The 17,818-nt window shown below is 38.9% G+C and carries 16 protein-coding genes and 1 tRNA gene; 11 read left to right on the top strand and 6 right to left on the bottom strand.

Annotated elements, in window-relative coordinates:
- Positions 1-37: 37 nt before the first annotated feature.
- Positions 38-295: a hypothetical protein gene (locus tag JEM65_RS03760; protein WP_199597216.1), complete on the top strand. Its 258-nt coding sequence runs from the start codon at positions 38-40 to the stop codon at positions 293-295.
- Positions 296-414: 119 nt separating this feature from the next.
- Here JEM65_RS03760 and JEM65_RS03755 read toward each other — a convergent pair.
- The 4 genes from JEM65_RS03755 to JEM65_RS03740 all read right to left on the bottom strand — a co-directional run bounded on the left by JEM65_RS03755 (position 415) and on the right by JEM65_RS03740 (position 4,272).
- Positions 415-488: transfer RNA gene (locus JEM65_RS03755), tRNA-Asn, on the bottom strand.
- Between the two features lie 3 nt (positions 489-491).
- Entirely contained in the window at positions 492-776 is a 285-nt protein-coding gene (locus JEM65_RS03750; RefSeq protein ID WP_199597215.1) for a GIY-YIG nuclease family protein, read from the bottom strand.
- A gap of 144 nt (positions 777-920) precedes the next feature.
- Positions 921-2,261: an RIP metalloprotease RseP gene (rseP, locus tag JEM65_RS03745; protein WP_199597214.1), complete on the bottom strand. Its 1,341-nt coding sequence runs from the start codon at positions 2,259-2,261 to the stop codon at positions 921-923.
- Positions 2,262-2,340: 79 nt separating this feature from the next.
- The gene (locus tag JEM65_RS03740) at positions 2,341-4,272 is read right to left on the bottom strand and encodes a M1 family aminopeptidase (protein ID WP_199597213.1); all 1,932 of its coding nucleotides are present in this window, start codon (positions 4,270-4,272) and stop codon (positions 2,341-2,343) included.
- Between the two features lie 95 nt (positions 4,273-4,367).
- Between JEM65_RS03740 and JEM65_RS03735 the strand changes: the two genes are divergently transcribed.
- The 3 genes from JEM65_RS03735 (at position 4,368) to feoB (ending at position 7,526) form a co-directional block, all read left to right on the top strand.
- Positions 4,368-5,033: an SCO family protein gene (locus JEM65_RS03735; RefSeq protein WP_199597238.1), complete on the top strand. Its 666-nt coding sequence runs from the start codon at positions 4,368-4,370 to the stop codon at positions 5,031-5,033.
- A gap of 165 nt (positions 5,034-5,198) precedes the next feature.
- A complete protein-coding gene (locus JEM65_RS03730; RefSeq protein WP_199597212.1) occupies positions 5,199-5,426 on the top strand; it encodes a FeoA family protein in 228 nt (75 codons plus the stop codon).
- Positions 5,427-7,526, top strand: a complete 2,100-nt coding sequence (feoB, locus tag JEM65_RS03725; protein WP_199597211.1) for a ferrous iron transport protein B — start codon at positions 5,427-5,429, stop codon at positions 7,524-7,526. It abuts the gene before it with no gap.
- Positions 7,527-8,007: 481 nt separating this feature from the next.
- Here the strand turns inward: feoB and JEM65_RS03720 are convergent, their stop codons facing one another.
- Entirely contained in the window at positions 8,008-8,664 is a 657-nt protein-coding gene (locus JEM65_RS03720; RefSeq protein ID WP_199597210.1) for a metal-dependent transcriptional regulator, read from the bottom strand.
- A 211-nt stretch (positions 8,665-8,875) separates the two neighbouring features.
- Here JEM65_RS03720 and JEM65_RS03715 point away from each other — a divergent pair, with 211 nt between their 5' ends.
- The 7 genes from JEM65_RS03715 (at position 8,876) to JEM65_RS03685 (ending at position 16,394) form a co-directional block, all read left to right on the top strand.
- Positions 8,876-9,676: a transporter gene (locus tag JEM65_RS03715; RefSeq protein WP_199597209.1), complete on the top strand. Its 801-nt coding sequence runs from the start codon at positions 8,876-8,878 to the stop codon at positions 9,674-9,676.
- Positions 9,673-10,581 (top strand): metal ABC transporter solute-binding protein, Zn/Mn family, encoded by a 909-nt coding sequence (locus JEM65_RS03710; protein ID WP_199597208.1) that lies wholly within the window; start codon positions 9,673-9,675, stop codon positions 10,579-10,581. The genes JEM65_RS03715 and JEM65_RS03710 overlap by 4 nt, the downstream gene beginning before the upstream one ends.
- A 268-nt stretch (positions 10,582-10,849) precedes the next feature.
- Entirely contained in the window at positions 10,850-11,623 is a 774-nt protein-coding gene (locus tag JEM65_RS03705) for a metal ABC transporter ATP-binding protein (protein WP_199597207.1), read from the top strand.
- Between the two features lie 206 nt (positions 11,624-11,829).
- Positions 11,830-12,957: a metal ABC transporter permease gene (locus JEM65_RS03700; protein WP_199597206.1), complete on the top strand. Its 1,128-nt coding sequence runs from the start codon at positions 11,830-11,832 to the stop codon at positions 12,955-12,957.
- Entirely contained in the window at positions 12,950-14,110 is a 1,161-nt protein-coding gene (locus JEM65_RS03695) for a metal ABC transporter permease (RefSeq protein ID WP_199597205.1), read from the top strand. Before JEM65_RS03700 ends, JEM65_RS03695 begins: the two co-directional genes overlap by 8 nt.
- A gap of 152 nt (positions 14,111-14,262) precedes the next feature.
- A complete protein-coding gene (locus JEM65_RS03690; protein WP_199597204.1) occupies positions 14,263-14,925 on the top strand; it encodes a peptidoglycan recognition protein family protein in 663 nt (220 codons plus the stop codon).
- Between the two features lie 2 nt (positions 14,926-14,927).
- Positions 14,928-16,394 (top strand): M14 family metallopeptidase, encoded by a 1,467-nt coding sequence (locus JEM65_RS03685; RefSeq protein WP_199597203.1) that lies wholly within the window; start codon positions 14,928-14,930, stop codon positions 16,392-16,394.
- Positions 16,395-16,399: 5 nt separating this feature from the next.
- On the opposite strand, the gene JEM65_RS03680 is transcribed toward JEM65_RS03685, so the two are convergent.
- Positions 16,400-17,575, bottom strand: a complete 1,176-nt coding sequence (locus JEM65_RS03680; RefSeq protein ID WP_233530506.1) for a D-alanyl-D-alanine carboxypeptidase/D-alanyl-D-alanine-endopeptidase — start codon at positions 17,573-17,575, stop codon at positions 16,400-16,402.
- Between the last annotated feature and the right edge of the window lie 243 nt (positions 17,576-17,818).

Below are 17,818 nucleotides of genomic sequence, written 5' to 3'. Positions count from 1 at the left end.
ATTGAAGCCTGAATAGTTACCCTATTTTAACGAAGCCATGAATAGGGCGGAAATATTAAAAGTCTCTGAATTGCCTATAACCGTAGATAGTTTAACGACTCAAAAAGAGTTTAGTGAAGCATTAATGGCAGTTTCAAGACTACCAGAAGATGAAGACAAAAAGGCTATTTGGGAGCTTAATATGGGGCTTCGAGTTTTTGGCTGGACACATGCAAACAATATTCCATATTTGCTATATTGGTTAGAAGACACAGATAAAAAAATATTTACACCAAATAAGCACTCTACTAATTAAAAATAAAGCCGTCAGTTGCTTATGGAATTGGAAAAGTGTTCTATAATTTAGAAAGATAGAAGAATGTGGAACCACCAAAAAACAAAAAAGAGCTACATTTTCATGTAACTCTTTGTTTGCTCCTCCTCTTGGGCTCGAACCAAGGACCCTCTGATTAACAGTCAGATGCTCTAACCAACTGAGCTAAGGAGGAAGGTTAATTATATTTACTTTTAAGCTTTTCTAATATTTCAGGATATTTTTTCAAATTCTGAATATAAGTTTTGCTTTTCATTTTTTTGATGTGTGTTTCTATTTTTCTCGCCTGAACTCTATCCTCGCAACCCATGACATGGAATAATTTCCAATCAGAAACTTGTTTAGTAAAAGCAGTATTATAAAAACCAGAATTATGTTGTTCAACCCGTTCATCTATATTTGATGCCTCTCCAACATAATATTTGTCAAGGCTCTCAGAATACAAGATGTAAACACAATTCATTTTTTTATTAAAGAACGTTTTCTCTCCGATGCTCTAACCTCCCGATAGCTATCGGGATGAGCTAAGGAGGAAGGTATATTACCTATTTTGAGGTTGCAAATATATTGCTATTTTTGAATTGAACAAAACAATTTTGAAATATTTTTAATCCGTTATCGCTTTAAAAATATCATTCCCATTGGCGAACAATACTAACATGATGAGAATCACGAATCCAACCAATTGTGCACGCTCCAAAAACTTTTCTGAGGGTGTGCGTCCTGATATCATTTCGTAAAGTAAAAACATCACATGTCCTCCATCTAAAGCAGGAATTGGCAATAAATTCAACACTCCGAGCATGATTGAAAGGAACGCTGTAATGCCCCAAAAATATTCCCAGCTCCAAGTGCTTGGAAAGACATCAAAGATGGCCTTAAACCCACCTACCCCTTTGTAAGCTCCCGTACTCGGACTGAATATGAGTTTCAATTGCGTAAAATAACCTGTTATTTGGCTTGTAAATCTGTTAAGACCAATTCCGAAGCTTTCACCAAATGTATATTCTTTTCTGACAATGTCAAAATAACCTAGCGCGGCAATATCATTATATGATCCGCCAACTTCTACACCCAATTTGCCCGTATCATCAACTTGTAGATCAATACGCTTAGATTCGCCATTTCTTACAATCTCTGTGGCAACGGTTTGTCCTTTAAACGACTTTAAAACGTCTTCAGCTTGGTCAAAATATTCAACTGATTTACCATTGATAGACTTCACCAAATCGCCTTTCTTCAAATCTGCCGATTTATTTAACGACGTATCACTTACAGCATTTACTAAAAAGGGCTTTCTTATGCTGAACAATCCCTCGTGCTTGCTCGTCGATAATTGTCCTAAAAAATCTTCAGGCAACGTAATCGTTTGCTCAGCACCATTACGCTCAATTGTTACTGTTTCAGCACCTATGATATTGGTGTTCACATCTGAATAGTTAACAACCTTGGTGTCTCCAACTTTCACGATATCATCACCAGTCTGAAAACCTAAATCGATCAATAGCGGATTATCAATCAAATAACCGTCCTTAATACTTGCTGCAGAAATATCAGTATCACCATAGGCAAACGCCATAACGATATAAATAAGTAGCGCCAATACAAAGTTGACCGTTACACCACCCAACATGATAATTAAACGTTGCCAGGCCGGCTTAGCGCGAAACTCCCAAGGTTGTGGCGGCAAGGCCATCTGTTCCTTGTCCATGCTTTCATCAATCATTCCGGCTATTTTTACATAACCTCCAAGTGGCAACCACCCGATGCCATAAACAGTATCGCCTATCTTTTTCTTGAATAAACTGTATTTGATATCAAAAAACAAGTAGAACTTTTCTACGCGTGTTTTGAATAGTCTTGCTGGTATAAAATGTCCGAGTTCGTGCAATACGATGAGAAGGGACAAACTCAATAAAAATTGAGAAATTTTAATAATAAATTCCATTGATCTTTCTGAAAAAAAAATTATAAGGCACAAAAGTACTCTTTTAAGTGCAGTTAGGAAACTAATGCGATTCTAATCGCTAGTTTTTTAACACCGATTTATTAATGTTACCGATGTTTGTTTGAAGTTCAATCACGAACAATCCTGAAGAAAATGAAGACATGTCAATGCTATTGGTCCAACCTGACGTATACAACTGCTGGCCCAAAACATTATAAATATGGATGCGTTCCACCATAAGATGATCTGGTTTTTTAATGGTAATACGATTGGAAGTTGGATTTGGATAGACTGAGAGTTCCATAGCTACAGAGTGCCTATCAACACTCAAAACGGGAGCATTATGTTTTGACACCACATCAAACTCGGGGTTGACCAGAACTTCAACAACCTTAAAATTGACCGATTTGGTGAAATTTTCTTGATTTTTTGTATGCTCTAAAACGAGATCCAATCTTTCTCCGGAAGCACCAAGCAACCGCACCGGCAACGCCGTTTCAAAAAAGGAGACAGAAGGATGACTTTGGGTTTGATTTAATATCAAGTTGATTTCTTTGGGATTGGATTGATACCATTTTAAATCAAAAATGGGATAGCCTTCACCATAGATCCAATCTTCAAAAAATTCAGATAAATCCTGATTGCTCGCCACATTCATAATAGCCAATAAATCTTCCGTTTTTGCATACCCATAGGCATGGTCTGGATGATTGAGATAATTTTGTAACCCTTGATAGAACACGGCATCACCTATTTTTTTTCGCAACATATGCAGCACCATGGCGCCTTTGTTATAGGACAATCGGCCATCAAACACCCGATTTACGTTCAGCGTATCGGAATCCTTAACATACACCGCACCGGCATTTCTGGAGGTTATGGAATTTACGGTTTGTTGTTTCCAGATTTTAAAAGGTGTTTCTCCATCTAAATGCTCTACTACCAATCCGGTCATATAGGTAGCAAACCCTTCATTGAGCCAAATGTCCTGCCAACTACCACAGGTCACTTTATTGCCAAACCATTGGTGTCCTAACTCGTGGGCGATTAAACTTCTCCCAAAACTCCCCATAAAAGACACTGTGGTATGTTCCATCCCACCATTCCAACCGAATTGCGCATGGCCATACTTTTCATCGGCATAAGGATATGCTCCAAAAAGTTTGCTGAACAGATTCATAATAGGTACCGTAACTGGTGTTTGCGTTTTTATAGTTGCTAAATGTTCTGGATATACATAATTGACAATCTCAAACGGATTGCCATTATTGGGAACGGTATCCGTATAGACCGCATAATTGGTAACCGCAATGGCAACCAAGTAGGCAGGAATGGGATAGTGATGTTGAAAATGTGTGGTTTTCGTAGCTCCAGTAATGGTTTGGGATTGTTCTAAACCATTGGCAACGGCAACATAGTTGTCACCACTAGAATTGGTTTTAGGCGATGTAATATACACATCAATACTGTCAATTTTATCAATCAAATCTTGCTTACATGGCCACCAATCTTTGGCGCCATAAGGCTCAGAAAGTGTCCATAAAATGGGTTTTGTACTGTGTGTACTGACTTCAAAAGAGTCGAAACCAGAACTTACCGGATTCCCTGAATAGCTAATAGTCAGGGAATCCAAAACTCCTACCACTTGCTCTTTGCCCAAGGTAATCACAAGTTCCTCAGTACCGTTATGAGTAAAAGCCAAAGGCTCTCCACGCTGCAACACCTGAGAAACGGTCATGTTGGTTGCCAAATCAAAAGTGATCTGACCTAAAGGTGATTTTGCTTCAAAATAGGTGGTTACTGTGCCTTGTATGTGCTTCACTGAAGGATCTACTTCAAACTCCAGACGGTGATATTTTACATCATAATCTCCTGTGTTGGGACTGGCCCGAAATTCCATCCGTTTTAATGCCGATTTCATTTCCGCTTCGTTTAAGGCCTTCAACGGATGATCTTGGGCGGACATACCTGAAAAAACACATAACAGAAGAAGGGACAAAATGTTTTTCATGAAAGCCGATTTTAGCACTAAAAATACCTTTTTTGACGCTTATCTATCGTATTTTTGCACAGAAATCTTACAAAACACCCTCAAAATCATTAAAAATGCTCTCATTTTTTAAGGACTATAAGTATTTTGGAATCGTACTACTGATCCTGTCTGTCATAATTGTTACCATCATTTTTAATATTCTAACGCCCAAAAAGGTGCTTCCCATTTACCAACCTTCTATGGTGAATTTTGAAATGGTAGACAGCACCGTGCAGTATCAAAGTAAGTATCATAAAATTGCTGATTTTAGTCTGATCAATCAAAATGGAGACACCATCACTCAAGAAGATTATAAAGATAAAATCTATGTGGCAGATTTCTTTTTTACCACCTGCCAAACCATTTGTCCGATTATGACCGATCATATGGTGCAAATCCAAGAGAAGATCATGACCGATGATGAGATCATGCTCCTGTCCCACTCTGTAACACCAGAAATTGATAGTGTTGCCCAATTGAAACGCTATGCGGTTGAAAAAGGCGTCATTGATTCCAAATGGAATCTGGTTACTGGCGATAAAAAACAAATTTATGAACTCGCCAGAAAAAGCTATCTAGCCGTTAAAACCGATGGTAATGGTGATGCCTACGATATGATCCACACTGAAAATTTTATGCTGATTGATAAGAAGCGTCAAATTAGAGGGTTTTATGACGGTACAAAACCGGAAGATATTGAACAACTGTTAGAAGACATTAAAATTCTAGAAAGAGATTAGTGAAAGGCTGAAGTTGAAGTTGAAGTTGAAATTGAAGTGCTTAAAAACAGAAACTTCAAACAAAAGAAACTTCAAACAATAGAAACCTGAAACTTTAATATTTTAACGTTGACCCTCTAACTTTTTATATTTACTTTTGCTTCTTTAAAATCAATCTAAATAAGGATGCAAGTAACAGTCGCACATCTAAAAAGAGGGCAACGCGGTATCATTACTGACGTATCGTCTATTTACATCCCATTAAAACTTTTGGAAATGGGCTGTTTACCGGGCAACTATGTTGAACTGGTACAAGTAGCCTACTTTTCTGACCCCATGTATCTTAACATTAATGGCACCCATTTGGCCATTCGTAAAGAGACTGCACTTCATATATTAATAGAGATCTTATAAATGAGTAAACACATCAATGTTGCCTTAATAGGAAATCCGAATACAGGTAAAACCTCAGTTTTTAACGCACTCACCGGATTGAACCAAAAGGTAGGAAACTACCCTGGTATTACGGTTGAAAAAAAGGAAGGCATCTGTAAACTTCCGCGTGGCGTAAAAGCGCACATCATTGATTTACCGGGAACCTACAGCTTAAACGCGTCGTCTTTAGATGAGAATGTGGTGATTGAATTATTACTGAATAAAAATGATAAAGACTTTCCTGACGTTGCCGTAGTGGTCAGTGATGTCGAAAATTTAAAACGTAATCTCCTTCTCTTTACCCAAATTAAAGACTTGGAAATCCCAACTATCTTGGTCATCAATATGGCTGACCGGATGAGTTACAAAGGGATTACTTTAGATATTCCTTATTTAGAGGAACACCTCAACACTAAAATTGCCTTAGTCAGTACGCGTAAAAAAAATGGGATTACTGAATTAAAGGAACTCATAACAAATTATAAGGAACTTTCCACAACTCCTTGTATGAATGCTTCTGAAATTGACCCTGAGTACTTTGAGAATTTACAGAAAGCCTTCCCTAATCAATTACTTTATAAACTTTGGTTGGTCATTACCCAAGATGTCAATTTTGGAAAGACGGACAGAAACGAAATTGATGCTGTTGCAGATTTTAAGACAAAATCTAAAGCTGATCTTAAACGTCTTCAACAAAAGGAAACCATTAAGCGCTATCAATTTATAAACAACACCCTTAAAGAAGGACAAACTATCGATTTGAGCACGGCTAAAGACCTGCGCATTAAATTGGACCGCATCTTAACCCACAAAATTTGGGGTTACGTGATCTTCTTTCTAATTTTATTAACCATCTTCCAAGCCATCTATGATTGGTCTAGCTACCCCATGGATTTTATTGATTCTTCATTTGCATCTCTAAGCGAATGGGCAAAAAATGCGCTTCCTGAAGGTGCCTTTACCAGCTTGTTGGCCGAAGGTATAATTCCAGGATTGGGTGGTATTGTGATTTTCATCCCTCAAATTGCGTTTTTATTCCTCTTTATTTCAGTGCTTGAAGAAAGTGGTTATATGAGTCGTGTCGTGTTTTTAATGGACCGCGGTATGCGCCGTTTTGGATTGAGCGGAAAAAGTGTGGTGCCTTTAATTTCTGGGACGGCCTGCGCAATTCCTGCAATCATGGCTACCAGAAATATTGAAAGTTGGAAAGAGCGTTTAATCACTATTTTGGTTACCCCTTTTACCACTTGCTCTGCACGATTACCAGTGTATTTGATAATTATATCCTTGGTCATTCCTGATGAACGCTTTTTTGGTTTGGGGTATCAAGCCATGACCTTAATGCTGTTGTACTTGATTGGTTTTGGCGCTGCTTTAGTATCTGCCATGATTTTAAATAAAATTCTTAAGATTAAAAGCAAGACCTTTTTTGTGGTAGAAATGCCCAATTATAAGTTGCCCTTACTTAAGAATGTGGTATTGACGGTTATTGAAAAAACCAAATCGTTTGTATTTGGCGCTGGTAAAATCATTCTGGCAATTTCAATTGTGCTTTGGTTTTTGGCATCTTACGGTCCTGGTGAAGAATTTAACAATGCAGAAGAAATCATCAAAACGGAATACGCTGATCAAAACCTCAGCGCTGAAGAATTGCACGAACATGTAGCGTCCCAAAAATTGGAACACTCGTTTTTAGGCATTACAGGACATGCCATTGAACCTGCCATCAGACCTTTGGGTTACGATTGGAAAATTGGTATTGCATTGGTGAGCTCCTTTGCAGCGCGTGAAGTTTTTGTAGGCACATTAGCCACAATTTACAGTGTTGGAAGTGATGACGAAGAAACCATTAAAAACAGAATGGCCGGAGAAGTGAATCCTATTTTGGGAGGACCGCTGTTTACCTTTGCTTCAGGAATTTCCTTGCTTCTATTTTACGCCTTTGCCATGCAGTGCATGAGTACCCTGGCTATTGTACAGCGCGAAACAAATTCGTGGAAATGGCCTATTCTACAACTTGTAATTATGAGTGGTTTTGCGTATATTATAGCATTGATTGCCTTCCAACTTTTGAAGTAAGCCTATAACGAATAATTCTCGCTTAGGACTACAGTGGAATGATGAAAACAGAAAGAACATGAACGACACGATTCAAACCATATTAGCGCTTACAGCTCTGGCACTTGCATTAAGTTTCTTGATCAAGAAATTCTTTTGGAAAAAACCCAAATCAAAAAAGGCATTCAGCGATGCACACGATTGCGATAAGTGCCATTAATTTCTTGTTGAATTTGAGCAAAATTATCACCACCGTTGTTAGACCTTGTTGATGTGATTCCTCCTTACGTCGGAATGACAACTTAATAGAAATTGTTATGGATTGTTACACATCTTAGTGTGATTCCTACTTAGGTCGGAATGACAACTTATTCGCAATTTAGCTGCAAATTAAGTCTTCGCTATGTGATTCCTCCTTGCGTCGGAATGACAACTCCCAAACTTTGTGGCCGGATATTTTCGTTATGTGATTCCTCCGTTCGTCGGAATGACAATTCGAGGCTTAAGCTTCTTTTAAAAATAGATTTTTCCCAACAGTTTGGGACACCATAAGTTCCTTGCCATCTATTTTAATTTTAATGGAATGGTCAAAGGGTTCTTTATGCAAAACTTTTATCACGGTACCAAGCGCAATGGCATTGTTGTCTAAATATTTAAGAAAATCGACAGAACTGTCGTTAACACCCACACACACATAGCTCACACCTTCTTTGGCGTTAGAAAGACTTGTTTTTTCAACGTGTTCAAACTTGCCCTGCTTATCCGGAATAGGATCGCCGTGAGGATCATGCGTCGGAAAATCTAAAAAAGCATCCAACTCATCAATGAGTTTCTGAGATTTGATATGCTCCAACTGCTCTGCCACGTCATGAACCTGATCCCAAGTAAAATTGAGTTTGTCCACTAAGAAAACCTCCCACAATCGGTGCTTTCTGATGATATTTACCGCCACGCGTTTTCCATCAGCCGTTAGACTAACCCCTTGATACTTTTTATAGTTGGCATAATTTTTTTCTGCCAATTTCTTTATCATATCTGTGGCCGAAGAAGCTTTCGTATTCATAGCTTCCGCTAAAGCATTCGTACTTACGGTCACTGAGCCTTGTTTGCCCAAATGAAAAATCGCTTTTATATAATTCTCTTCAGTGAGTGTGATCATGTTTTTTGTGTGTCATACAAATATAAGAATATAATGTGGCGCGCTTATTTTTAGACCGCTCTAAACAATTATTTAAATTGATTCTATGAATTCAAGAACTAATATCCGAACGCTTCGAAAAATTAAATCATAACCAATCATCTGATTAAGATAGTCTGGCACTCGAATCATTCTATTTTTTTTAGTACCTTCGTAACTTATATTTAGACTTATGAAAAAATTATTTTTTATTCTTTTGGTAGGAATGGGCATTAACTCTATAGTTGCACAGGAAAACAATTTTTCAGAACCGTTGATTACTGACCGACCAGACGCCACCGAATCCGCTACAGCAATACCCAAAGGTATGCTTCAAATAGAAACGGGTGCTAGTTATGAATCCTTTGAAGAGAATAGAATCAAGAAGGAAGCTTTTACATACAACACCACACTACTCCGCTACGGTGTAATCAATAATTTAGAACTGCGTGTGGGTTGGAATTTCGAAGAAGAGAGCGTTCATAGTAATGGAAACCAACTAAAGGACGTATCCAGTGGCTTCAGTCCATTACTATTAGGGTTTAAAACGACAGTAGCACAAGAAAATGGATGGTTTCCTGAAATAGGTTTTTTAGGCCATTTATATCTTCCGTTTATGGCGAGCACTGATTACAAACCGGAAACAACCGGTGCTGATTTTGTGTTTGCCTTCAGCCATACCTTAAGTGAAAAATCAAGCTTAGGATATAATATTGGAGCAGAATGGGAAAATGATTCCCCAGAAATCGCTTATATTTATGCTATTTCGTATGGATTAGAAATTACCAATCAATTTGGGGTTTTTGCTGAACTGTATGGTGATATACCTGAGCATAATGCAGCAAACCATTTTTGGGATGCAGGAGTAACGTATTTAATTTCTAACAATCTACAGCTAGATGCGTTGGTTGGAAGCAGCATAACCAAAGGACAAGAGTTATTAATAAGTGCCGGCGCCAGTTTTAGAATCCTAACAAAAAAGCATACCAAATGAAAAACATACTAGTAATACTCTTATTTACACTGATTTTTAGTTGTAAAAATGACAAAAATGATAATGGTAACCTCAACATTGTGACCACTACAACCTTAATAACGGATTTAGTCACACACATTGGTGGCGACAGGCTCAACATTCAAGGTTTGATGGGCACCGGCGTAGATCCGCATCTCTATAAAGCTAGTGAAGGGGATGTCACTAAATTGGTAAACGCTGATTTGATTTTCTACGGAGGCTTACACTTGGAAGGGAAACTCGTAGAAGTTTTTGAGAAGATGCAAAGTCAAAACTTACAGACCATTGCCGTATCTGACGCATTAGATCCAAAAACATTGATTGGCTCAGCGTATTTTGCCTCTAATTACGATCCACATATTTGGTTTGATGTCAATAATTGGGAACTTATTACCGCTTTTGTGGTTAAAAAACTATCAGAAGCAGATCCTGAAAACAGCACCTTTTTCGAAGAAAATGGTAACACCTACCTTGACCAATTAAAAGCCTTGGATGCCGAAATTAGAGCCACTATTAGCACTCTTCCCAAAGAAAAGCGGATATTGGTTACCGCCCATGACGCTTTTAATTATTTTGGCCAAGCCTACGGATTTGAAGTGGTTGGTTTACAAGGGCTTTCCACAGCTACAGAGGCTGGTGTGATGGATGTTCAAAATTTAGCTAACTTTATTATCGATAAAAAAATTAAAGCCATTTTTGTAGAGAGTTCTGTCCCAAAGCGCACTATTGAAGCGCTTCAAGCCGCCGTGAACTCCAAAAATTATAACGTAGAGATTGGAGGCACATTATTTTCTGATGCTTTAGGAAATGCAGGAACTCCGCAAGGTACCTATATTGGAATGTTTAAACACAATGTCAATACCATTGTAAATGCGCTGAAATAAGTTGGGAGTTGCATTAACCAGAAAGGCTATTAAGCCAGTGTAATCGAAACAAGTAGCATAACGTTTTTAGTTATTTGAAGCTGTTCCTGCTATCCGCTGTATCTTTTTTGATGAAAAATCAAAAAAGGATGCCGCTGCTATCAGGGCTAAACTAGCCGTTACAACATAAAGGGCTGACAGATTTTGAAAAATTAGGAGTGCAAACATTATAAGACTCGGCATTCTTTAAATAATAAGGGGTTTGTAAGAAATGAAACAAATGGATACAATGAAAAATGCACATTCCAAGGATGAGACTCCAGCCTCCACAGGAGTTTTAGCCGTAAAAGTTGACGATTTAACCGTGGCCTATAACTATAAGCCAGTGCTTTGGGATATTGATCTTGAAATCCCTGAAGGCGTTCTGATGGCCATAGTTGGTCCAAATGGCGCTGGAAAATCCACGCTCATAAAAGCTATTTTGGGCATTCTCAAACCAATTGCCGGAAGTGTCAGTATTTATGGGAAACCTTATCATAAACAACGTTCGTTGGTAGCCTACGTGCCACAAAAAGGCAGTGTGGATTGGGATTTCCCGACTACCGCACTAGATGTTGTCATGATGGGAACCTATGGCAGTTTGGGCTGGATTAAACGTCCAGGCGTCAAAGAAAAGAAGGCAGCTTTGGAGGCTTTAGAAAAAGTGGGGATGCTCGCATTTAAGAGCAGGCAAATCAGTCAGCTTTCTGGCGGTCAGCAGCAGCGTATCTTTTTGGCTAGAGCCTTGGTGCAGGACGCCTCCATCTATTTTATGGATGAGCCTTTTCAAGGTGTGGACGCCACTACAGAAATTGCCATTATCAATATTTTAAAGGAATTGCGAAAAGCCGGAAAAACCGTCATTGTGGTCCATCACGATTTACAAACGGTTCCCGAATATTTTGATTGGGTGACTTTTCTGAATGTCAAGAAAATTGCCACGGGTCCAGTCATGGATATTTTTAATGATGATAACTTGACCAAAACTTATGGAATTAATTATAAGGTAAGTGTACAGAAATAAAATAAGTTGGCAGTGGGAAGTAAACAGTTGGCATTCCTTCTTAGTAATAAGCAAAAATTCCTTCCCTTTTTCCAAGGGAAGGTGGCTTTAAGCTTCGGAAAAAGCTTAAAGACGGAAGGGTTAATACAACCTGAACTTCTGCCTATTTACTAGAAACCATTAAAAAGTAAAACTAAAAAAATTTCCTGCCAACACAGGAACAGATTATGAACTTACAAGAGTACTTTTCTTTAGTGTTCAGTGATTACACACTACGCACCATCACCCTAGGCACTGCCATCTTGGGAGCAGTTACCGGTATGCTCGGTAGTTTCGCGGTATTGCGAAAACAAAGCCTACTCGGCGATGCCATTTCGCATGCCGCTCTCCCCGGAATTGCCTTGGCATTTTTGATAACTGGCGCTAAAGACAGTAACACGTTATTGATTGGTGCTTTAGTGAGCGGACTCCTAGGGACATTCTGGATTAGGGGCATCATCAGTAAAACACATTTAAAATCGGATACGGCGTTGGGCTTGATTCTTTCCTTGTTTTTCGGATTTGGAATGCTCCTACTCACCTTCATTCAAAAGCAGCCGAACGCCAATCAGGCGGGATTGGACAAATATCTTTTCGGGCAAGCCGCTACCCTTGTAGAGAGTGACGTGTGGCTCATGGCCATCATTACGGGTATTTGTGTTTTGGTCATGTTACTATTTTGGAAAGAATTCAAGCTCCTCCTTTTTGACGCGGATTACACGAAAACCCTTGGCTTCAATACGAAAATTATTGATATTCTCATCACCACATTTATCGTATTGGCCATTGTTCTAGGCTTACAGACTGTAGGCGTTGTTCTCATGAGTGCTATGTTATTGGCGCCTGCGGCAGCGGCACGACAGTGGACCAACAGTTTGAGTACCATGGTATTTTTAGCCGCTATTTTTGGTGCATTTTCAGGTGTTTTTGGAACGGCAATCAGCGCCAGTCAGGATAATCTCTCAACTGGTCCGGTCATTGTATTGGTAGCATCAGTGTTTGTGATCTTTTCGTTTGTTTTTTCACCCAGTCGTGGACTGTTATTTCGTCAAATTAGATTTATTAGCAATCGAAGAGATTTAGAACTTCAAAAAACGTTGTCATTTATGTACCATATTGCTGAAACACACGACGATATTTCTCATCCACATACCATCAAAATTCTAAATAATTTTCAGGGCTTTACTCGGAAAACTCTACAAAAATTGGTGGATAAAAATTATGTGACCTTAGATGGTACCATGTGGAGTTTAACAGAAGAAGGTTTTGAAACCGCGGCTAACTTATATAACCAAAATATCAAAACACATGAATAGCGCCCAGTTTGAAATACAGGTCATTGCAAGTTTGGTAGCCATCGCCTGTGCTATTCCGGGAACCTTTTTGGTGCTTCGTAAAATGGCCATGATCAGTGACGCCATAAGTCATTCCATATTACCGGGCATTGTGGTTGGGTTTTTTATCACGCAAGACCTCAACTCGCCGTGGCTCATATTATTGGCCGCGTTTACGGGTGTCATTACGGTGGCTTTAGTAGAACGTATTCAAAAAACCGGTTTGGTAAAAGAAGACACTGCCATTGGTTTAGTGTTTCCCGCTTTATTCAGTATTGGCGTCATCATGATTGCAAAAAATGCGAACGATGTGCATTTAGACGTTGACGCGGTATTGTTGGGAGAATTAGCTTTTGCGCCATTTGATCGACTAAGCGTTGGCGGTACTGATATTGGACCGAAATCATTGTGGGTGATTGGCACTATTTTGACGATTACGATTGGACTGTTGATTGCGTTTTTCAAAGAGTTAAAAGTCAGTACGTTTGATCCTGGATTGTCTGCCTCACTCGGGTTTTCGCCGTTGATTATTCATTACGGACTTATGACTGTTTCTTCAGTGACCACCGTAGGTGCGTTTGATGCTGTAGGTGCCATTTTGGTCGTCGCATTGATGATCGCTCCGGCCGCTTGTGCATATTTGCTGACCACAGATTTAAAGAAAATGCTCGGACTCGCGGTATTTTTCGGGGTCTTTAGTGCCATTTCCGGCTATTGGGTGGCGCATTGGCTCGATGCTTCTATTGCAGGATCTATTACTACCATGCTAGGCGTTGTCTTTTTACTAATCTACCTATTTGCTCCTAGCAAAGGACTTATTGCAGTGATGTATCGTGACAAGCAACAACGCATTGAGGTATCGCTTCTGACTTTTTTACTACATCTTAAAAATCATAGTGAAGAACGGGAACGCCACGTTAATCACCTCAATGAACACATCAATTGGCAAAAAGTCAAAAGTGAGACTGTTTTAGATTTGGCTCTAAAAAACAATATGATTGTGATTAAAAAAAAGATTGTGTCGCTTACCGAAAAGGGCGATGAATTCACCTCGCAAGCCATTGATTATATCATCACCAATGAAGATGCCCAAATAGAAGATATGAAAGATGATTTCTTTTTGTTTAGAGGCTAACTAAATCCGCGCTTTTGTAAGCAATAATTTCGCTAACTTTGATTTCTAGCTAAAATTATATTATGAAACGAGCATGCCAAAAGCTTTATCATCCGAGGAAATGATTAATAGCGAACAGCATGTGTCCATTGAAAAACAATAAAAATAAACACATGAAATATTTCCTTTTTTGCATCAGTTTAGTGGTTCTTACCGCCTGTGGCACTTCAAAAACAATTGTTGATAAACCCATCACCTTTAATGACGAACGTATTGAACTCACTAAGGAGTACATGTCTTCGCGGTATGGATTGAAACAAGACACGCCAACAATTACTCCCAGAATGATTGTGTTGCACTGGACGGCCATTCCAACGCTTGAAAAATCCTTTAATGCCTTCCATCCGATCACTTTACCAAGCAGACCTGATCTGGTCAATGCCAGCGATTTAAATGTGTCTTCACAGTTTTTAGTGGATTTAGATGGCACCATTTACCGCTTAATGCCAGAAACCACCATGGCGCGCCACGTTATCGGGTTAAACCACACGGCTATTGGGGTTGAAAATGTTGGCGGCACAGAAGGCGTGCCATTAACCAAGGCACAAATTAAAGCCAACATTTGGTTGGTGAAGTATTTGGCTGAAAAATACCCTATTGAGTACTTGATTGGACATTATGAATATACTAATTTTGAAGGCCATGACTTATGGTTGGAAGTCGATGAAGGTTACAGAACACAAAAAACGGATCCAGGAGAAGACTTCATGAAGGCGGTTAAAAAAGGCACTCGAAAATTAAATTTAAAATCAGCACCTGTTAAAACTATTCAGTAATTATGAAATACATTCTCTCCATAGTCATTGCTGTGTTGTCGTTCACAATAACGGCGCAAGAAAAAGATATGACTACTAGTCTTTACGATAGTTATTCTAAATACAAAGAACCGAGTTTAGAGAAACGTCGGATGAAGCATGATGAGATTCAGCCGCTCATCAACAACCTAAAAAACAAGCCTGCCTACACCGTTCAAAAGGTGGGTGAAAGTATTAAAGGGAAAAGCATCAGTTTAATAAGCATTGGTACGGGCGACACCAGTGTGTTCTTATGGTCGCAGATGCATGGCGATGAACCTACCGCCACCCAAGCTATTTTCGACATCTTTAATTTTTTGAACAGCCCTGATTTCAAGTCGGAAAAAGAAGCCTTGTTGAGCAAATTGACGCTTCACTTTCTGCCGATGTTGAATCCTGACGGTGCTGAAGTGTTTACAAGACGGAATACTTTAGGGATTGACATCAACAGAGATGCTCTCATGTTACAATCGCCGGAAGGCCAAATTTTAAAACGCATCAGAGACAGTTTGGATGCTGATTTCGGCTTCAATCTTCACGACCAAAGCACCTATTACAATGCGGAGCGCACACCTAAACCAGCAACCATTTCGTATTTGGCACCTGCCTACAATTACGAGAAAGACATCAATGAGGTACGTGCTAACGCTATGAAAGTGATCGTGTTTATGAACAATATTATCCAAAAATATGCGCCGGGTCAAGTGGGTCGTTATAATGACGATTTTGAGCCACGTGCTTTTGGAGACAATATCCAAAAATGGGGAACGAGTGCCATTTTAATCGAGTCCGGTGGTTATAAAAATGATGTTGAAAAACAGGAAATTAGAAAGCTCAATTTTGTATCCATTTTATCCGCCTGCTATACCATTGCCAATGGCGATTACAAAAATATTCCGATTGAAGATTACGAGAAGATTCCGCAGAATGACCGTAAATTATTCGATCTTAAAATAGAACGCTTCACCCATAAACTGTTAGGAAAGGATTATCTTCTAGATATTGGAATCAACCATTTGGAAGTCCAAGATAAAGACCATGAAGATTTTTATAATGTGGGCAGCATTGTAGAAAAAGGAGATCTCTCAACCTTTTATGGCTATGAAACTGTAGATGCCACAGGATATAGGCTGATTGAAGGGAAAGTCTATCCTGACATCATTCCATCGTTAAAGGAGCTTCAAAAGATGGACATCTACAGCCTGCTTAAATCGGGATATACGTACGTGCGCGTCGCTGACTTTTCAACAAAAGAAAAAGCTGTGACCTTACCTATTAATATTTTGGACAAGGATCAAAAAGTTCCTGGATTTTACGTGAATATTGGCAACAACCCCAATTTTGTACTCCAAAAAAATGGCAGTGTGGATTATGCCGTAGTCAACGGATTTTTAATCAATCTACAGACGCAACAAAGCAATTTCAGAAATGCTATTTTCTACGGTAAATAAGTGTTTTAGTAAGTATCTCGTAAATATTCAAGCACGGTTTGCATCTGCTCTTTAATTTTTGAAGTTGAGGTTCTGTAATTATTGTTCATAAAACTAAAAATCAAGACCTCGCCAGAATTGGTGAGCAAATAACCACTTAAACAATGCACGTTGCCCACGGTGCCGGTTTTTGCATAGACATACGGTGTTGTTTCACCAGCGTACCACGCTTTAATAGTGCCACTTTTACCTCCCACGGGAAAGAAATTGAACAATCGCTCATGTGGAATCTCCGTATAAAGCTTCTCTAAAACCTGCACAAAAGACAAGGGCGTAAAGAGGTTGTAACGACTCAGGCCTGAGCCATCTACCCAATACGGTTTTTGTTTTAAATCGTTCAATTGATTATCCAGAATTGATTTTCTTACACTATCCGCATCCAAGGTATCAGAAACTGTGGATGAGGCTAAAATCAACAATTGTTCGGCTATAAAGTTATCGCTTACTTGCATCATGCGTTTATACACACTGTCAGAAGCGACACTATAGAGGATTTGATCTGTTTTTATAGTGGTATTCGGGATATTTTCAACCTTCCCCGGAATCAGATCATCCCAAAGTTGTTTTACCAGCGTTGAATCGACCACAAATGGCACTTCAATAGTATCTTTTCTTGTGACTTTGTAAAAGAATGTATTGGTGTTAAAATCCCGACGGCCATTTAAATCTGAATAGGAAGTTTTTCCTTTTAAAAATTCTGGGTAGGTCTTTAATTGTCCAGTATTAGAAATCGTAGCGACATTGCCATACATAGGAAACGCACTCCGTTCTGGACTATAATACATATCATAATCTTCCCAAGCCCAACCAGGACCAAATTTCTCATTGTCATAATTATCGATCACAAGTTTTACGGCTTTAAACGACCTGAAGAAGTTGAGGGCGGTACTATCTTTAAAATACGGATGTAGAAAAGTAGGGTCTCCCGTGCCTTTCACAATCAAGGTATCCTGAGCAAGGGCGTACTTCAAGGCAGGAATTTCGGCAGGCAAATATTGTAATGCAGTATATAGGGTGAAAATTTTCGTATTGCTGGCAGGTGTAAAATATCGGTTTGCATTATAATTATAAACCGTGTCCTTAGTTCTCGGATTATAGACCATGAGTCCCGTAAACTGGTTCTCATAAAAACTGGAGTCCAAGGTTTTATTGAGATGTTTTGAAATTTTTGAGGATTTGCAATTAACAAGGACTAATGACATGAGCATCATAAGACTCAAACGGCCAACAAACGTTAATTTTTTTGAATACTTAGAAGCGGTGATCATATGACAATGAAATAAAGGATTAAGGAATTTTAAAGTTAGATTATAAATTTACAAACCCATAACCAATTCTTAAAAAAGTTAGAATTCTTAGCGTTCAGGATGATTTAATCTGAAACT

Origin of the sequence: Gelidibacter salicanalis (assembly GCF_016469035.1) — a bacterium.
GTDB lineage: Bacteria > Bacteroidota > Bacteroidia > Flavobacteriales > Flavobacteriaceae > Gelidibacter > Gelidibacter salicanalis_A.
Note: the sequence above shows the minus strand (reverse complement) of the source record. Positions and strands in the feature narration are given on the sequence as shown.

Excerpts from the sequence above, each read along its gene's own strand:
- JEM65_RS03685 (WP_199597203.1), top strand. The coding sequence starts at position 14,928 with ATGAAATACATTCTCTCCATAGTCATTGCTGTGTTGTCGTTCACAATA.
- feoB (WP_199597211.1), top strand. The coding sequence starts at position 5,427 with ATGAGTAAACACATCAATGTTGCCTTAATAGGAAATCCGAATACAGGT.
- JEM65_RS03760 (WP_199597216.1), top strand. The coding sequence starts at position 38 with ATGAATAGGGCGGAAATATTAAAAGTCTCTGAATTGCCTATAACCGTA.
- JEM65_RS03705 (WP_199597207.1), top strand. The coding sequence starts at position 10,850 with ATGAAAAATGCACATTCCAAGGATGAGACTCCAGCCTCCACAGGAGTT.
- JEM65_RS03740 (WP_199597213.1), bottom strand. The coding sequence starts at position 4,272 with ATGAAAAACATTTTGTCCCTTCTTCTGTTATGTGTTTTTTCAGGTATG.
- JEM65_RS03750 (WP_199597215.1), bottom strand. The coding sequence starts at position 776 with ATGAATTGTGTTTACATCTTGTATTCTGAGAGCCTTGACAAATATTAT.
- JEM65_RS03720 (WP_199597210.1), bottom strand. The coding sequence starts at position 8,664 with ATGATCACACTCACTGAAGAGAATTATATAAAAGCGATTTTTCATTTG.
- JEM65_RS03700 (WP_199597206.1), top strand. The coding sequence starts at position 11,830 with ATGAACTTACAAGAGTACTTTTCTTTAGTGTTCAGTGATTACACACTA.
- JEM65_RS03695 (WP_199597205.1), top strand. The coding sequence starts at position 12,950 with ATGAATAGCGCCCAGTTTGAAATACAGGTCATTGCAAGTTTGGTAGCC.
- JEM65_RS03710 (WP_199597208.1), top strand. The coding sequence starts at position 9,673 with ATGAAAAACATACTAGTAATACTCTTATTTACACTGATTTTTAGTTGT.
- rseP (WP_199597214.1), bottom strand. The coding sequence starts at position 2,261 with ATGGAATTTATTATTAAAATTTCTCAATTTTTATTGAGTTTGTCCCTT.
- JEM65_RS03690 (WP_199597204.1), top strand. The coding sequence starts at position 14,263 with ATGAAATATTTCCTTTTTTGCATCAGTTTAGTGGTTCTTACCGCCTGT.
- JEM65_RS03715 (WP_199597209.1), top strand. The coding sequence starts at position 8,876 with ATGAAAAAATTATTTTTTATTCTTTTGGTAGGAATGGGCATTAACTCT.
- JEM65_RS03730 (WP_199597212.1), top strand. The coding sequence starts at position 5,199 with ATGCAAGTAACAGTCGCACATCTAAAAAGAGGGCAACGCGGTATCATT.
- JEM65_RS03735 (WP_199597238.1), top strand. The coding sequence starts at position 4,368 with ATGCTCTCATTTTTTAAGGACTATAAGTATTTTGGAATCGTACTACTG.